Consider the following 15792-nt stretch of genomic DNA (forward strand, 5'->3'; position numbering starts at 1 on the left):
GGAATTTCTCACAAATCCCCGAACGTTCCCAACCGATACCCACGCTCGGCAATCGCATACTTCAGCGACGCCGACGTCAGCACGTCCAGCTCCGCCAGGCGCGGCCAGCAGTAGGCGCTTTTCCGCACGGTATTATCGACAAAAGCAGGATGCGCCATCACCTCTACGGACTTTTCACCGCGAGCGGCGGACTCATCCAGCACCTTCAGGAACAGCGCTTCGTCGATCTCGTCGCCGTAAAATGCGCTGCTGAACCCCTCTGTGGTGGTCACGTCGCAGTCGGGCACGCCGCGCGCCTCCCGATCCACGCGCATCGCCACGCCTTTGCGCTGCGCAAACTCCGCGACAATCGGGAAAATCGCCGGGATCATATGCACGTGGTGATGGCTGTCGATATGCGTCGGCGCCGTACCAAACACATCAATAAAGCGGTTGAACTGACGCTCCAGCTCTCCGGCAATCTCTTCGAGCGGCAGAGCGCCCTGCTCCGCCAGTTCCCAAATCCATTTACCCAGCAGGCCGTCGCGCGTCAGGCCCGGCATCGGTGAAAGCGGCATCCCGAGCGTCAGCACAAAATGCATGCCGACGCCCAGCTCCGGCACCTCGCGGCTCAGCTGCGCCGCGTGTTCAACCGCCTCACCATTCACCAGTGCCGTGGTCGAGGTCACAACACCCCGGCGACAGGCTTCAATAATGCCGTAGTTCTGACCTTTCGAGAGGCCAAAATCATCAGCATTAACGATCAGCAGGTTTTCCATTGTGCGTCCTCTCAGTGGTGTTTGAACTTGAGCTTCTCGATCGTGGCGGCAAAGTTCGGCAACCATTTTTCATGCGCCAGGATCATCTCGCCGGCCAGCTGCTCCGCATCGCGGTCGGAATGCACCAGCGGGCTGAGGTTCAGCGCCAGCAGCACGTCATTGAGCTCGCCGCTCAGCGCCGCGTTGCTTGCCGCCACTTCAAAGCCTTTGATGGTGTGGATCAGGCCCATGACCTTATCATCGAAGTGGGTGATGCGTGGATGCGGTTTAGCGCCTTCGCGTCCCAGGATGCAGGTCATCTCGACCGCCCAGTCCGCCGGGATATTGTCGATATGGCCGTGGTGCGGCACGTTGACATAGTGTTCCGCCTGCTTGTCGTTGTAGATAGCGTTAATCACTTCACACGCCGCATCGGAGTAGTAGGCCCCGCCGCGCTGCTCCAGCTCTTTCGGTTTGACGTTCAGGTTCGGATCTTTATATAAATCGAACAGCTGCTTCTCGACTTTCTGAACGATCTGCGCTCGCGCGCCGCCCTTATAGTACTCGCCCATTTCGATGGCCAGCATCTCTTTCTGCTTGAAGTAGTAAAGCAGGTACGAGCACGGCAGCAGGTTCAGCGAGCGGATCAGCCCTTCGCTGAACGGCAGGTCAAAGATGTTTTTCACCGATGCCGCCGTCAGGCGACCGGAAGCCACGCCGTCGAGCAGCTCGGCAAAGCGCGATTGACCGTTCACGATCACGTCTTTAATGAACACCATGTGGTTCAGGCCGAACAGGTCGATGGAGAGATCGTCGCTGTCGTTCAGCGCCAGCACGTCGCGGATAAACATCTTCATACCGATCGGAATATTGCAGACGCCGATAAAGCGTTTGAAACCGGTATGACGATAGACCGCCTCGGTCACCATCCCGGCCGGGTTGGTGAAGTTAATCACCCACGCGTTCGGGCAGATCTCCTGTACGTCTTTGACGATGTCGAAAATAACAGGGATGGTACGCAGGCCTTTGAACAGGCCGCCCGCGCCGTTGGTCTCCTGCCCGAGATAGCCGTGGCTCAGCGGGATACGTTCGTCCAGCTCGCGCGCCTTCAGCTGGCCGACGCGCAGCTGGGTGGTGACGAAATCCGCATCTTTCAGCGCCAGACGGCGGTCCAGGGTTTTATGCACGGTCAGAGGCACGCCGGCTTTCTCCACCATGCGCTTGCACAGGTCGAAAATAATATTCAGCTTTTCCTGACCTTCCTCAACGTCTACCAGCCATAATTCGCTGACCGGTAATTCATGATAACGTTTCAGGAAACCTTCAAGTAATTCCGGGGTATAGCTGCTGCCGCCACCAATGGTTACGACTTTTAATTTCTTCTGCATAATATCTCCCTTAGCGTATCAGGTTAATCGCCTGCAAGGTATAGCGTACTCTTCCCGCTATTTGGGCAAGCCATTAAAGCAATATTTGTGGCGGGTAATCCGCCGAAAGTTAATTAATTACCGTTAAATTCTTCCGGTAACTGTTCGGTGTGAATGAAGTCAATTTCTTAAAGGTCTTAATAAACAGGCTGGGACTGCTGTATCCTGACTCGTACGCAATATCGGTGACAGAGTAGTTGGTAATTTCCAGCTGTTTCCTGGCAAAATTAATGCGGATTTCATTAATAATTTGCACGGGTGTTTTACGATAATAGCGCTGCGTCGCGCGGGTCAGATATTCCTGGGATTTTCCCGACAGTGACACCATATTTTCCAGCGCATTTTCGCTGAACTGGCCTTTATCGTGCATCAGCTCAACGGTGCTGCGCAGCCACTGTGGAATATCATCCGTCACCTGCTGCTCCTCACGATGATGGCGCAGCCGGTTCATCACGTAGAAGGTCACCGTTTCAATAAACTCATCAAATTCATTGTCGCGGAAGTTAAGCGAGGCGATAACCGTTTCAATCCAGGTCATAAACTCGTTTTTGACCCGATAGACCTGGGAGGCCACAAAGCAGAACGGCACCAGCGGCAGATAGTGCTTCTCAAAGAAGCGTCTGCTGACGCCCACATTCAGAATACGGGTGGCACCAAATTCGTAAAAGCTCTGGTGATAAGACCCCATCGGCAGGAAGACAAAATCCCCTCGCTCAAGCAGGACGCGCTTACCGTTGATCTCCTGGTAGTAGCGGCCGGTCAGAACAATCGTGAACTCGTAGTAGTCATGCTGGTGCAGACCGCTGGCGCTCTCCGTCTTGTTGTAGATAACCACGTGAAAATTTTTGCCGTTAAACAGCTGCTGTTCAAGTGCGGTTTTAATTTCCATCGTGCTGACCTCCTGCTGCGAAATCCGACTCAGTGCATTTTCTCGTGAAGCTCGATAAGCTCCGCCACCAGCTCACGCGCCAGCATCGAGGTCATCAGGTGATCCTGCGCGTGGACCAGCACCAGGCTGACCTTCATCTTCCCTTCGCCCTGATCGCCTTCAATCAGCTTTGTCTGCACCAGGTGCGCTTCGTTCAGCGCCGTGCGGGACTGGTCCATCATGGTTTTCGCGGCGGCGAAATCTCCCTGCTTGGCCTGCTTCAGTGCGGCATAGGCCAGGCTGCGGGCCTGTCCGGAGTTGATGATAAGCCCCATCACCACTTCTTCGAGATCGTTCTCGACGGCTTCGTCTGCGACAATACTATCCAAATCTAACATGTTTAAGCTCCTTGTGGCTGGCGCGGGCTTCCCCGCGCCGGTCAATCCTAGAATTTCAGTGAGAGGGCAATATCCTCTTCGCTCTCTTCTTCATCAATAATGGTGGCGGCTTTGTTGGCAATCGCCACGAACGGCATGTACAGCAGGGTGGCAATCCCGAGGTTGAATATCGCCAGCAGGAAGGCCGCGACGCTACCGTTGGTGTTGAAGAAGGCGCCCAGGCCCGCCGGCATGGTCCACGGCGCAATGTTGGTGACCGGTGGAATGATGCCCATGTAATACGCCGTCAGGGTGATCGCGGCCAGCAGCGGCTGAATCAGGATGAACGGAATGAACATTACCGGGTTCATGATGATTGGCAGACCGAACAGAATCGGTTCGTTAATCTGGAAGATGCCTGATGGCAGCGCCAGCTTCGCGACCTGACGGTAGTCAGCACGACGAGAGACAATAAAGACCGCGATGATCAGACCCAAGGTCGCCCCGGTACCGCCCAGGAAGATATAGGAGTCAAGCATCGGCTTCGCCCACACATGGAAGGTTTTACCAGCTGCCAGCGCCGCGTCAACGGAGCCGTACTGCTGGTAAAGCGCAACGTTTTCCAGTGCCCAGGGGGTCATAATCCCGCTGTCCAGCGCGGCAAGTGCCAGTGAACCATGCACGCCAAAGAACCACAGCAGAGAAGTGAAAATCACATACGCCCAACCGACCACGCCACCCATCGACGCCAGCGGCGTAGAGATAGAGTCCATGATGATCTGGTGGAAGTTAGTGCCCCAGTGGGAGAGCGCCCAGGCGATAATCCCCATGATGGAGAGAATAATGAAGCCTGGAATCAACGCGGAAAATGAACGAGAAACGGAAGCCGGTACGCTATCCGGCAGGCGGATAACCCAGTTGCGGCGGATAATAAAGGTGAACATTTCTGCCACCACCAGGCCGATAACAATACCGGAGATGATGTTGGCCCCGCCCAGCCAGTTGGCGCCAACGGCATAGGCTTCACCCACGCTATAAGGCGTTACGGTCATAAAGGCGGCAACGGATAATAACCCGGCAGCCAGCGGATCCACTTTACGCTCTTCTGCCAGTGCCATCCCAATAAAGAAAGGCGCCATCAGCGACATAATCCCTAACGTACCGTTATAGACGTTGCCGCCAATGGCTTTAAAACCATTAAGGGTTTCAATAGTGGAAGCGTCTAACCGAATTCCTAATGAATAAAAGAAGGAACCTTCACCAAAGCTCAGAAAAACGTTGTTAATTAAAACGAACATGGCCCCGGCCAGCGTCAACGGCATTAATTTAATAAAGCCGTTTTTGATGGCATTAACGTGAGGCTGCTTTCCTATTTTAACAGCAAAAGGAAGGAGTACCTTTTCAAGTGAAGCGATGACTTTACTCATAGGAAAATACCCTTAAATGCCGTAACGCATGTTACGGCGTATTGTGTGTGAAATAACTCTTTGACGGGAAAAATAAAAATTAATTAGCAGCTTTTTTAATGGCTGCCACAGCAGCTTTAAGAACACCTAAACCATCAATTTTGCCGTACAGCCCCGAGTCGATCACTTCGACCGGTTTATTCGGTAACAGTCGTTGAATTTCGGGCAACATATAGGCAATTTGCGGCCCCAGTAAAACAACATCGGCTGTCTGGCCTTTTTCGCCCGCCAGCGTCTCTGGAAACGCTTCAATCACCACAGGGACTTCATACTTTTCAGCCTGCGCACGCATCTTTGACACCAGAAGCGACGTTGACATGCCCGCTGAGCAGAACAGGTAGATATGTTTCTTTTCCATCGTGATTTCCCTCTTGTATGACTACCTGCCATCGCGCTATCACTCGACTCGCTGTCCCGGCAGACAGGTAGCTTGCGTACTGTTGTTTATCGTTGGAGTGAGTATACGCAATGGTACAGACAGGGGATAATTCTGGATAGGCTAAAATTGTCTCTCATTGACCTGGCTTGTTGACTCCCTTCACATTTCGGGCAAATAATTCGCGCAAAGAAATAAGATTTTCTGATGCATAAAAAAACCGGCCCATGGGCCGGTTTGTTAACATCCTCAGGCAAGCAGGGTTACTGCGCCTTAGGTGCCTGCGGATCGGTATCGTATTCAGCACAGGTCTGATAGCCGGAGTTGATCACATGACCGGTATCATCCAGGGCGACGAAGTAGGTTTCTGCCTTACCATCACGTTGACCCAGGATATAGGTCTGGCAGGTCCCTTTCGCATGAATCATGGTCACTTCAGAAGAAGGTTTACCGGCAATCGCAGCCACCTGCGAACGGGTCATCCCTTTTTTAACGTCTTTTACTACGGGCTGCGTAAACTGATCCTTAGTGCGATCGTAAGCCGTACACCCTGCCAGCATAGTCAGTACCGCCGCTGCGCTAAGAATTCCTGCTACGTTCTTGTTCATATTCCGTCCTCTTGTTTATCAGCGTGTTATCTAAGCATGGGATAAAAAGTACTATTGTTCAACTTTGTGAGTTACGCCAGACGAATTTCGGAAAATTCTAATAAAACAACGATAACCTGCTAAATCGGCGCAAATTAGCGCACTCGAAACTGTGATCCTTGTCGTTTCTCGCCCAAAGGGTTAGTTTTAACAGCTAACACATTCTGTTTATGTACTGCATATGGAGGGCGTGATGGCTCTGCAACAAGAGATTATTCAGGCACTGGGCGCGAAGCCTACGGTAGATGCACGTGAAGAGATCCGCCGCAGCGTGGATTTTTTAAAATCGTACTTAAAAAAGAACGCTTTCCTGAAATCCCTGGTGCTGGGCATCAGCGGCGGCCAGGACTCTACCCTGACCGGTAAACTCTGCCAGATGGCGATTTCAGAGCTTCGCGAAGAGACGGGCGATGAGAAACTGCAGTTTATCGCGGTGCGTCTTCCTTATGGCGTACAGGCGGACGAGCAGGATTGCCAGGATGCCATTGCCTTCATTCAGCCTGACCGCGTGCTGACCGTGAATATTAAGGGCTCGGTGCTGGCAAGCGAGCAGGCGCTTCGCGAAGCGGGCATTGAGCTGAGCGATTTTGTTCGCGGCAACGAGAAGGCCCGCGAGCGCATGAAAGCGCAGTACAGCATCGCCGGGATGACCAAAGGTGTTGTCGTCGGCACCGACCATGCGGCAGAAGCGATCACCGGTTTCTTCACCAAATACGGCGACGGCGGCACCGACATTAACCCTATCTTCCGTCTCAACAAGCGTCAGGGTAAGCAGCTGCTGGCCGCGCTGGGGTGTCCTGAGCATCTGTATAAGAAAGCGCCAACAGCGGACCTTGAAGACGATCGACCTTCCCTGCCGGATGAAGCGGCCCTTGGCGTCACCTATGACAACATCGATGATTATCTGGAAGGCAAAAAGCTGGATGAACGGACCGCGAAAATCATCGAAGGCTGGTATCTGAAAACCGAGCACAAGCGCCACACGCCCATTACGGTGTTTGACGACTTCTGGAAAAAATAAAGCAAAGCGGTAACCAGGTTACCGCTTTTAATGTTTGCGCCCTCTCCCGTGGGAGAGGGTTGAGGTGAGGGCATCAAGCCGCACGTCCTGGCCGGGTAAGGCTTAGCCGCCACCCGGCTCTTTTTTAACCATCACACTCCTGCTACACTGTATGCCTGAACAGTATATGGAGCAGTATGTGAGCAGGCGTCAATCCGCCCCGCGTCTTGAATTTGAAGCGGCGGCTATCTACGAATATCCCGAGCACCTTCGCCCCTGGCTTGAGGCGCTGCCTAAACAGCCGGGCGTGTACATCTTTCACGGTGAAAGCGATACCCTGCCGCTCTATATCGGCAAGAGCGTTAACATTCGCAGTCGGGTGTTATCCCATCTCCGTACGCCGGACGAGGCCGCCATGCTGCGCCAGTCGCGACGCATTACCTGGTTCCAGACGGCGGGAGAAATGGGCGCGCTGTTGCTGGAGGCGCGGTTGATAAAAGAACAACAGCCGCTGTTCAATAAGCGCCTGCGCCGCAACCGTCAGCTCTGCTCCCTGCAGATAAACGATGGCAGGCCGCAGGTCGTCTACGCGCGCGACGTCGATTTTTCTCATGCCCCGAATCTCTATGGGCTATTCGCCAATAAACGCGCCGCGCTCCAGGCGCTGCAGACGCTGGCGGACGATTTACAGCTTTGCTACAGCCTTTTAGGTCTGGAGGCTACCACCCGGGGACGCGCCTGTTTTCGATCCGCGCTGAAGCGCTGCGCCGGTGCGTGCTGCGGGAAAGAGAGCGTTGAGGCGCATCACGCCCGGCTTCTCACCGGTCTGGCGGCCATCAGCGTGAACTGCTGGCCCTGGGAAAGCGCCGTTGCGCTAAAAGAAGTGGGCGAGGCCATGACCCAGTATCACATCGTCAACAACTGGCTCTGGCTGGGCGCCGTCGACGACATCAACGACGCGGCAACCCTGCTGCGCACGCCCGCCGGATTTGACCACGATGGCTACAAAATTCTCTGTAAACCGGTCCTGACAGGAAAGTTTGAGATCATTGTGCTCAATGACCCGGCAGCCACGTGATTTCGCTGAACAATAAGGTGCCCTGAGCCTCCAGCAGACGCAGCGTATGGGTACCCTCCTCCCAGCTGGCACCCTGATCGGCCGTCAGCAATTTATCGCCCAGCTGCCACGCCCCGCTTAGCACGAACACCACGCCCCCGCGTGAGCCAAAGGTGGTGAAGGTTCGGTCAGCAACGCGCACCTTCGCCCGGCAGCAGTCGCGCCGGGTCATGATGTTAAAGTCCATCGCCATCCGCCCATCTGAAAGCAGCGCTTTCACCGGCAGATCGCCGGCAAAACTGTAGGGCTGATGATGCTTGAGGGTATGGGAGAACGCCTGACCCGCGTCCAGCGTCACCTCTCCCCCTTCCAGCAAGGTAATCACCCGGTCAACACCGGGAAACGAGGAGAATTCGCCGTTGCTGGCAATCGTCGCGATACTGGCACGCCAGTGAAAATCGCGCGTCGCGGGAGGGAAGCAGCAAATCTCACGCGTTTCGCCAGCACCATTGCGCCAGAGGCTGACCGGCATCTTACGGATATCAAAGAACTCCATCACCACTCCTGAATGGCACAACCCGTGCCAGGGCAAGGATATCGCTATCGTTGCTGTCTTGTTTGTTATCGTTGGGTATTCACAGAAACAGTATCGGCAGCAGAGCGGGCAGGCCTTAGCTGAACGTTAATAAAAATTCTAACGCCATGACTCTGCAAACATTCTCTGAAGCGACTACAGGAGGATACCGCGCTGGCGGCGGCAGGCAAGAGGGCAGGAAAGAAAAACCGCCGGTCCTGTCCACAGCGGTTGCGCTTTTGTGGACAGGATCCCGGCGGTCTTAAGAGAGTGAACCGATTATTCGGTTGGAGCTGGCATTTTACCTTCCATCGCCGGACGTTCTGTCAGACGCTTCTCAAAATTCGCATTAAATTGTTTTTTCTGTTCCGGGGTCAGAATGTTGTAGATCTTGTTCTGGGTTTCCATGTGAGCCAGCATGCGGGCTTTGTGCTGCTCGGCCATTTTGTCGATCTGCGCTTCGGCTTTCGCCTTATCGAAGCTATCGCTGGCGATGATGTCATGCATCGCACGGCGCTCTTCAAGCGGAGGACGTTTCATCTGGTCGCGTTCGCCTTTTCTGATGTCGCGGATCTGCTGCTTCTGCGCATCCGTCAGGTTGAGATCCTTAAACATCATCATCTCGTTGTGCATACCCGGACCTTTATGATGCATCATCATTTTGCCTTCAGCAGGCGCGGTAGGTGTAGTGGTCGCAGTATCTGCGGCGAACGCCATGCTGGTAGCGCCCAGAGCCAGGGTAGAAGCAACAAACAGTGCAGTAAACTTACGCATAATTTATTTCCTTTCTTTCAGTTATTCTTCGGCGCTATGCCGTGTTGACGAGATTAACTTTACGGGGTTTATCGTCAATTAGTCAGAGCAACGGTAAAACAATGAAAGTGTAAAAAACAAATTTTCGCCAAATGTGGAGGAAATAAGGATAAAGCGTGGAGAGTTGCAACAAAAAATATTTAACAGGATGATTTTAAAGAGATTAAGCAGAAGTATAGCGAAGTGAAGATCAATAATAAAGCAATTCACCAGGAATATTCTGCAAAACAAGCGCAAGCGCTTTAATCGTTAAAAAAAGTTTTTTACTTCCCCCTCCCGGATGATGAGAGGGGAAAGGTTCAGGATATTTTTTCCAGCATCAGCCCGGCCCGCAGGCCAAACGCGACGGTGGGGTTAGGGAATAAAACATACTCGGTGGTGTTTTGCACCTCGTAACGTTCCTCGCCATCCTCAGCCAGCAGCGCCCCTTTGCGGAACGGGGTGAAGTTCAGGGTGTGTGCGGCCATATGGAGCTGGAAGGCATCGCTGCGGCGCGTGATCTGCTGTACGACCCGATACCGCTCAACGGGCTGATGCGCGTGCTCGGGAGCCGTTCCTCCCAGCAGCGCCCGAAGGGCGGAATGCGTAGGCGCAAAGCGGCTCAGATCGTTCTGGCCGAACGGCAGCGCTTTTCCCAGTTCCAGCGTGCAGGACAGCGCAGCGAAACGTTCACAGGTGAAATGGGTAAACGTTCCGCCCGGCGACTGATGAAATACCAGCGCCTCCAGCCCGGCGTCACCCAGCCAGCTCAGGAACGCTTCATCCCAAGGCTGACTGCGCTGCGGCAGAACGCCGAAGCGAACGTGGTAGGACGCGCGGATTGCCGTATGCAGATCCAGATGCCAGCGCCCCGGCCCCGCGGCGGCAAAAAACGCGGTCACGACGTTCTCCAGCCACTCTGCCCGCGCCGTTTCATCGCTCTGCGGAAACTGCGACCAGCGGCCGCCAAACATGCGGTTAATGTCGCTCACCAGATACCGTTTGTTTTGCGCCAGCGCAGGGGGATTGCCGAGCACCACCAGCGTGCGGCACTTCAGGGCGATCTCATTGCGATACAGCGCACGCAGCAGCAGATCAACAATCTCGACGGGCGCGGTTTCATTCCCGTGGATACCCGTTGAAAGCAGCAGCGAGAGATCGCTTTTTACGGTCGGCGTCAGTTCAAGCACCCCGCGCCCCAGCCATCGCCAGCGAAATGAGGGGCCGTCCCCCTCTTTCTGTTCCGGCGTCTCGTCGGCCAGGGTCAGCGCCAGTAAATTTTCCATATCCACTCCTTTAGCGCTGGAACGGGTAAACCGATCCCAGCTGCAGGATTGTCGATAACGCGTCCAGCGCCTCGCGTCCTTCACGCAGAAGCTGCGGGTCAACCAGATCCGCCTGCGTCAGACGATCGCGGTAGTAGCGATCGACCCAGTCATTCAGCCGCGTAAAGAGCGTATCGTTCATCATGACCGCCGGGTTCACCGCCTGCATTTCGTCCTGGGTCAGGACCACGCGCAGACGCAAACAGGCGGGACCACCGCCGTTGGCCATGCTTTCGCGCAGGTCAAACACGCGCAGTTCGTCAATCGGGTTATCGGCCTTAACCAGCTCCGTCAGGTAGTGCCACACGCCTTTATGATCCCGGGACTCCTGCGGCAGGACCAGCATCATGCTGCCATCGTCACGGCTCAGCAGCTGGCTATTGAACAGATAGGTTTCTACCGCGTCCTGCACGCTCACCGCCTCCGTGGGCACCTGGACTGGCGTGAAGCCGCGCACGCGCTCATGCAGCGTGGCGAGCAGCTTCTCCTGATGGGCAAACGCCTGCTCGTGGCAGAACAGCACCTGGCGGTTAGAAACGGCAATCACGTCGTTATGGAACACGCCCTGGTCAATCACATGCGGGTTTTGCTGGGCAAAAACCACCTGGGAAGGATTGACCTGGTTCAGTCGGGCAACCGCCTGGCTCGCCGCCAGCGTCTGACGGGCAGGATAACGGGTTGGCGCGGCGTGGCTCCCCTCTTCTCGCCCGTAGATAAACAGCTGCAGGCCCGGGTCGCCATAGTCGCCCCCCAGGCGGTTATGGTTGGCCGCGCCTTCGTCGCCAAACATCGCCACCTGCGGCAGGGCCTGATGCACCTCAAAATGGGCGTCATGGTTGAAAATGGCGCGCAGCACGCGCTCGGTGGTTTCCGCTTCGGTGGCGCGGTGGAATTTGTTGTTCAGGTTCGCCACCGTCAGGTGGACTTTGCCATCCAGCGTATCGGCTGACGGCGCGACGGTCGCCGCGTTTGCCACCCACATCGAGGAGGCGGAGCTTGCCGCGGAGAGCAGGTGCGGGGTCTGCGTACCCGCTTTTTCGACGACCTGCTCATCGGTACCGCTAAAGCCGAGCTGACGAAGGACCGCCACGTTCGGGCGTTCCTGCGGCGGGATCACCGCCTGTGGGAAACCAGCATCCGCCAGCGCCTTCATTTTTAGCAGGCCCTGCTTCGCCGCCAGCTTCGGGTTCGACACCTGAAAACGGTGCTTCGTCGAGGCTTCATTACCAAAAGAGAGACCGGCATAGTGGTGCGTCAGCCCCACCAGCCCGTCAAAGTTAACCTCACGCGCTTTCATGACGATCCCCTCCGGTAAAATCCAGCCCCGGATTAAGCGTCTCCGGCAGCGTCAGCGCCGGGGTTTCCAGGCTCGCCATCGGCCACGCGCAGTAATCGGCGGCATACCACGCGCTGGCGCGATGGTTGCCCGACGCGCCCACGCCGCCGAACGGCGCGGTGCTCGCGGCCCCGGTCAGCGGTTTATTCCAGTTCACAATCCCGGCGCGCGCTTCCAGCAGCAGTTGGTCAAACTTCTCGCGATGCGGCGAAATCAGCCCGCTCGACAGGCCGTAGCGGGTGTTGTTCGCCATCGCAATGGCCGCATCGAAATCGTCGTAACGCCAGACGCACAGCAGCGGGCCAAAGACCTCTTCATCCGGCACGTTGCTCGCGCCGCTCATCTCTACAATGCCCGGCGTCAGCAGCGAGCTACCCGGCTGAACCTGCTTCGGCTCCAGCAGGGTTTTCGCGCCGCGCGCGACGTGGTCCTGCCAGGCCTTCAGCACGTTCAGCGCGGCCTGTTCGGAAATCAGCCCGCCGATAAACGGCTGCGGATCGGCATCCCACGCGGCAGGCACCAGACGCGCGCTCACTTCTACCAGACGCTTCAGGAAGGCATCCCCCTGCGCGCCGCGCTTGACCAGCAGACGGCGGGAACAGGTGCAGCGCTGTCCGGCGGTAATAAAGGCGGACTGAATCGTCAGGTGCACCGCGGCGTCGATATCGTCAGGGTCTTCCACAATCAGCGGGTTGTTGCCGCCCATCTCCAGCGCCAGGATTTTCTCCGGCTGCCCTGCCAGCTGGCGGTGCAGCTGATAGCCCGTACCGGCGCTGCCGGTAAACAGCAGGCCGTCGATATCGCTCAGCGCGCTCAGCGCCTGACCGGTTTCCCGCCCGCCCTGCACCAGGTTCAGCACGCCCGGCGGCAGGCCGGCCTGTTCCCACAGCTTAACCACCGCCTCGCCGGTGAATGGCGTGAGCTCGCTCGGTTTGAAAATGACGGTATTGCCCGCCAGCAGCGCAGGCACAATATGGCCATTCGGCAGATGCCCCGGGAAGTTATACGGGCCAAACACCGCCAGGACGCCGTGGGGACGGTGGCGCAGCGTGGCCGCGCCGTCCGGCATGTCGGTGTGCTGTTCGCCGGTGCGGGTGTGGTACGCCTTCACCGAAATGGCGATTTTGTTGATCATCGCCGTCACTTCGGTTGTCGCTTCCCAGCGCGGCTTGCTGGTTTCAGACGCGATGATGCGCGTCAGTTCGGCCTTGTTTGCCTCCAGCAGCCCGGCAAACTTTTCAACAATTTCCTGGCGCACGGCGAAAGGCTGTTTTGCCCACGCCGGAAACGCGCGGCGCGCGGCCTGGCAGGCTTGCTCCACCTGCGCGGCGCTGGCGTCATGCCCCTTCCAGAGCACCTCTTTTCCAACCGGATTGGTCTTTACGCGCTCTTCGCCTTCGCCCGTGACCCAGTCACCGTTAATCCATAATGTCATGCTGTTTTCTCCTCAGGGCAGAGACGCACCAGGCGAACCGTATCGCCGGCGTTACATTTCAGGGCATCCAGTTCTGCAGCCGTCAGCACCAGACGTTCACATTTCGGGTTGGTACGCACCAGCATGGCGCGGAAGTTGGCGTAATTTTCGTTCGACACCAGACAGGCGGGCCAGTCACCCGGCGCGGGCTGACCTTCAGAGACCTCAACCAGACGGCTTTTACGGATCGCGCGCACGCGGTCGATATCGCACTCAAGCGTTGGGCCGCCGTCAAAGATGTCGACATAGTTCCGGTAGCGGAACCCCTCTTTCTCCAGCACCGCGCGGGCAGGCGCGGTCTGCGGATGGACTTCGCCAATCACCGCCTGCGCTTCCGGGCTGAGGAAATGGGTATAGATAGGATGCTTCGGCATCAGTTCGGCGATAAAGGCTTTCTGGCCGGTGCCGCAAAGATAGTCCGCCCGGCTGAACTCCATCGAGAAGAAGCGCTCGCCCAGGCTCTCCCAGAACGGCGAGTAGCCGGTGTCGTCGATCACGCCGCGCATCTCTGCGACCACTTTTTCGTTAAAGCGATCGCGGAAGGCGGCCATAAACATAAAGCGCGATTTGGAGAGCAGATAGCCGTTGCCCTCTTTGCGCCACGCCGGGTCGAGGAACAGCGTGCACAGCTCGCTGGCGCCCGTGTGGTCATTACAGAGGAACAGCGTGGGCAGCGCGTTATAGACGTTCAGCTCTTTCGAGGCGTGAACCATGGTGCCGACGCGGTAGTTGTACCACGGGTCGTTAAGCCCGACGGCCACTTCAATGGCGCAGATCCCGGCCACGGTCCCCGTGTCGGTGTCTTCCAGCACGAACACATACCCCTGTTCGCTTTTTGGCAACGTCCCCTGCCAGGTTTGCAGGGCGCGCTCAATGCGCGCCGACAGCGTTTTTTCATCGGCAGGAAGCGAGGTCAGCCCGCCTCCCGTCTTACCGGCAAGCTGCATGAGCCCGGCGAGATCGCCGCGCTCAACGGGACGGATGACCATCATGATGACACCCCGGATTTCACTTTTTCACACGCCAGCGCAAAACGGTCCAGACCGGTTTGCACCTCTTCCTCGCTGACGATCAGCGCCGGCGCAAAACGCACCACGTTGGCACCGGCAATCAGCACCATCACGCCCACTTTTGCCGCTTCCTGTGAAATAAGTTTAGCTTTTCCGGCAAACTCGGCGGTGAGCTCGCAGCCGATTAACAGCCCCAGACCGCGAATTTCTTTAAACAGCCCCGTTTTGCCGTTGATGGCGTTCAGACGTTCAACAAACCAGTCGTGACGCTGCTTAACGCCTTTCAGCACCTCAGGCGTGTTAATGATGTCCAGAACCTGCCCGGCGACGGCGGTGGCCAGCGGGTTACCGCCGTAGGTGGTGCCATGGGTACCTACGGTCATTACGCTGGCGAATTTATCGGTGGTCAGCGTCGCGCCAATCGGGAAGCCGCCGCCCAGCGCTTTGGCGGTAGAAAGCACGTCCGGCGTCACGCCGTAGTGCATATAGGCATACAGCTCGCCGGTGCGGCCCACGCCGGTCTGGACTTCGTCGAAAATCAGTACCGCGTTGTGGCGATCGCACAGCTCGCGCAGCCCCTGCAGGAAGGCTTTTTGCGCCGGAAGCACGCCGCCCTCGCCCTGCATCGGTTCGACGATCACCGCGCAGGTGGTGTCGTTAATCAGCTCGCTGGCGGACTGCAGATCGTTATAAATACCGTGACGGATATCCGGCGGCAGCGGGGCGAAATCCTGCGAGTAGGAAGGCTGGCCGCCCGCGCTGACGGTAAATAGCGTGCGCCCGTGGAAGGCATTTTTAAACGCCACGATGCCGCTCTTGTGAGTACCAAATTTATCGTGCGCATATTTGCGCGCCAGCTTCAGCGCCGCTTCGTTGGCTTCCGCCCCCGAGTTACAGAAAAAGACCTTTTCGGCAAACGTCGCGTCGATCAGTTTTTTGGCCAGGCGCAGCGCGGGCTCGTTAGTAAAGCCGTTGCCGGTATGCCAGAACTTCGCCGCCTGGTCATTTAGCGCCTGACGCAGCGCAGGGTGCGCATGACCCAGCGCGTTGACCGCAATCCCACCTGCAAAGTCGATATACTCTTTACCCTGCTGATCCCACAGGCGCGAGCCTTCCCCACGAACCGGAATAAAAGCCGCCGGAGCGTAAACCGGCATCATCCATTCATCGAAATTTTCACGCGTAATTGACAGAGACATAGCGACCTCATCCGGTAAATAAAAAGTTATTTGAATGTTAAATAATTGGGTGTTTGCACTGTGAATGTAGATTGCAGCCTTCGTGCCAGCCAGCGATAAAAATGCATAAACGGGTTGGGGTAACAGA

General features: G+C 56.6%; 16 protein-coding genes. 2 read left to right on the top strand and 14 right to left on the bottom strand.

Translation table 11 applies throughout. From position 1 onward, the window contains the following. Positions 1–8: 8 nt before the first annotated feature. From chbG to osmE, 7 genes are all read right to left on the bottom strand, one after another. Positions 9–758 (bottom strand): chitin disaccharide deacetylase, encoded by a 750-nt coding sequence (gene chbG / locus M2422_RS05525; RefSeq protein WP_064672320.1) that lies wholly within the window; start codon positions 756–758, stop codon positions 9–11. 11 nt (positions 759–769) lie between these two features. After that, positions 770–2125: a 6-phospho-beta-glucosidase gene (locus M2422_RS05530; RefSeq protein ID WP_064672319.1), complete on the bottom strand. Its 1356-nt coding sequence runs from the start codon at positions 2123–2125 to the stop codon at positions 770–772. 109 nt (positions 2126–2234) lie between these two features. Further along, a complete protein-coding gene (gene chbR / locus M2422_RS05535; protein ID WP_071884835.1) occupies positions 2235–3077 on the bottom strand; it encodes a transcriptional regulator ChbR in 843 nt (280 codons plus the stop codon). 5 nt (positions 3078–3082) lie between these two features. Further along, positions 3083–3430, bottom strand: coding sequence for a PTS N,N'-diacetylchitobiose transporter subunit IIA (gene chbA / locus M2422_RS05540; RefSeq protein WP_023311284.1), 348 nt, complete (start codon positions 3428–3430; stop codon positions 3083–3085). Positions 3431–3477: 47 nt separating this feature from the next. Then, positions 3478–4836: a PTS N,N'-diacetylchitobiose transporter subunit IIC gene (chbC, locus tag M2422_RS05545; protein ID WP_023311283.1), complete on the bottom strand. Its 1359-nt coding sequence runs from the start codon at positions 4834–4836 to the stop codon at positions 3478–3480. Between the two features lie 79 nt (positions 4837–4915). Beyond that, positions 4916–5233 (bottom strand): PTS N,N'-diacetylchitobiose transporter subunit IIB, encoded by a 318-nt coding sequence (chbB, locus tag M2422_RS05550; protein ID WP_008500676.1) that lies wholly within the window; start codon positions 5231–5233, stop codon positions 4916–4918. 281 nt (positions 5234–5514) lie between these two features. Continuing rightward, positions 5515–5859, bottom strand: a complete 345-nt coding sequence (osmE, locus tag M2422_RS05555) for an osmotically-inducible lipoprotein OsmE (RefSeq protein WP_010430142.1) — start codon at positions 5857–5859, stop codon at positions 5515–5517. 232 nt (positions 5860–6091) lie between these two features. On the opposite strand from osmE, the gene nadE reads away from it, so the two are divergent. Continuing rightward, complete coding sequence (gene nadE, locus M2422_RS05560; protein WP_064672318.1) at positions 6092–6919, top strand: ammonia-dependent NAD(+) synthetase; 828 nt, start codon at positions 6092–6094, stop codon at positions 6917–6919. 166 nt (positions 6920–7085) lie between these two features. Continuing rightward, on the top strand, positions 7086–7976 hold the full coding sequence (gene cho / locus M2422_RS05565; RefSeq protein ID WP_249425338.1) for an excinuclease Cho: 891 nt from the start codon (positions 7086–7088) through the stop codon (positions 7974–7976). On the opposite strand, the gene ves is transcribed toward cho, so the two are convergent. The 7 genes from ves to M2422_RS05600 form a co-directional block, all read right to left on the bottom strand. Next, the gene (ves, locus tag M2422_RS05570; protein WP_023311280.1) at positions 7954–8511 is read right to left on the bottom strand and encodes an environmental stress-induced protein Ves; all 558 of its coding nucleotides are present in this window, start codon (positions 8509–8511) and stop codon (positions 7954–7956) included. The genes cho and ves overlap by 23 nt on opposite strands. A 297-nt stretch (positions 8512–8808) precedes the next feature. Continuing rightward, positions 8809–9303: an ATP-independent periplasmic protein-refolding chaperone Spy gene (gene spy, locus M2422_RS05575; protein WP_033145263.1), complete on the bottom strand. Its 495-nt coding sequence runs from the start codon at positions 9301–9303 to the stop codon at positions 8809–8811. Positions 9304–9641: 338 nt separating this feature from the next. Then, positions 9642–10607 (bottom strand): succinylglutamate desuccinylase, encoded by a 966-nt coding sequence (gene astE / locus M2422_RS05580; protein WP_064672316.1) that lies wholly within the window; start codon positions 10605–10607, stop codon positions 9642–9644. 10 nt (positions 10608–10617) lie between these two features. Beyond that, complete coding sequence (gene astB / locus M2422_RS05585) at positions 10618–11943, bottom strand: N-succinylarginine dihydrolase (protein WP_064672315.1); 1326 nt, start codon at positions 11941–11943, stop codon at positions 10618–10620. Beyond that, positions 11930–13417, bottom strand: a complete 1488-nt coding sequence (astD, locus tag M2422_RS05590) for a succinylglutamate-semialdehyde dehydrogenase (protein WP_064672314.1) — start codon at positions 13415–13417, stop codon at positions 11930–11932. Before astD ends, astB begins: the two co-directional genes overlap by 14 nt. Beyond that, on the bottom strand, positions 13414–14448 hold the full coding sequence (astA, locus tag M2422_RS05595) for an arginine N-succinyltransferase (protein ID WP_023311275.1): 1035 nt from the start codon (positions 14446–14448) through the stop codon (positions 13414–13416). Before astA ends, astD begins: the two co-directional genes overlap by 4 nt. After that, a complete protein-coding gene (locus M2422_RS05600; protein WP_029742016.1) occupies positions 14445–15665 on the bottom strand; it encodes an aspartate aminotransferase family protein in 1221 nt (406 codons plus the stop codon). The genes astA and M2422_RS05600 overlap by 4 nt, the downstream gene beginning before the upstream one ends. Positions 15666–15792: the final 127 nt, after the last annotated feature.

Origin of the sequence: Enterobacter sp. SLBN-59, from assembly GCF_024807915.1 — a bacterium.
Taxonomy (GTDB): Bacteria; Pseudomonadota; Gammaproteobacteria; order Enterobacterales; family Enterobacteriaceae; genus Enterobacter; species Enterobacter asburiae_B.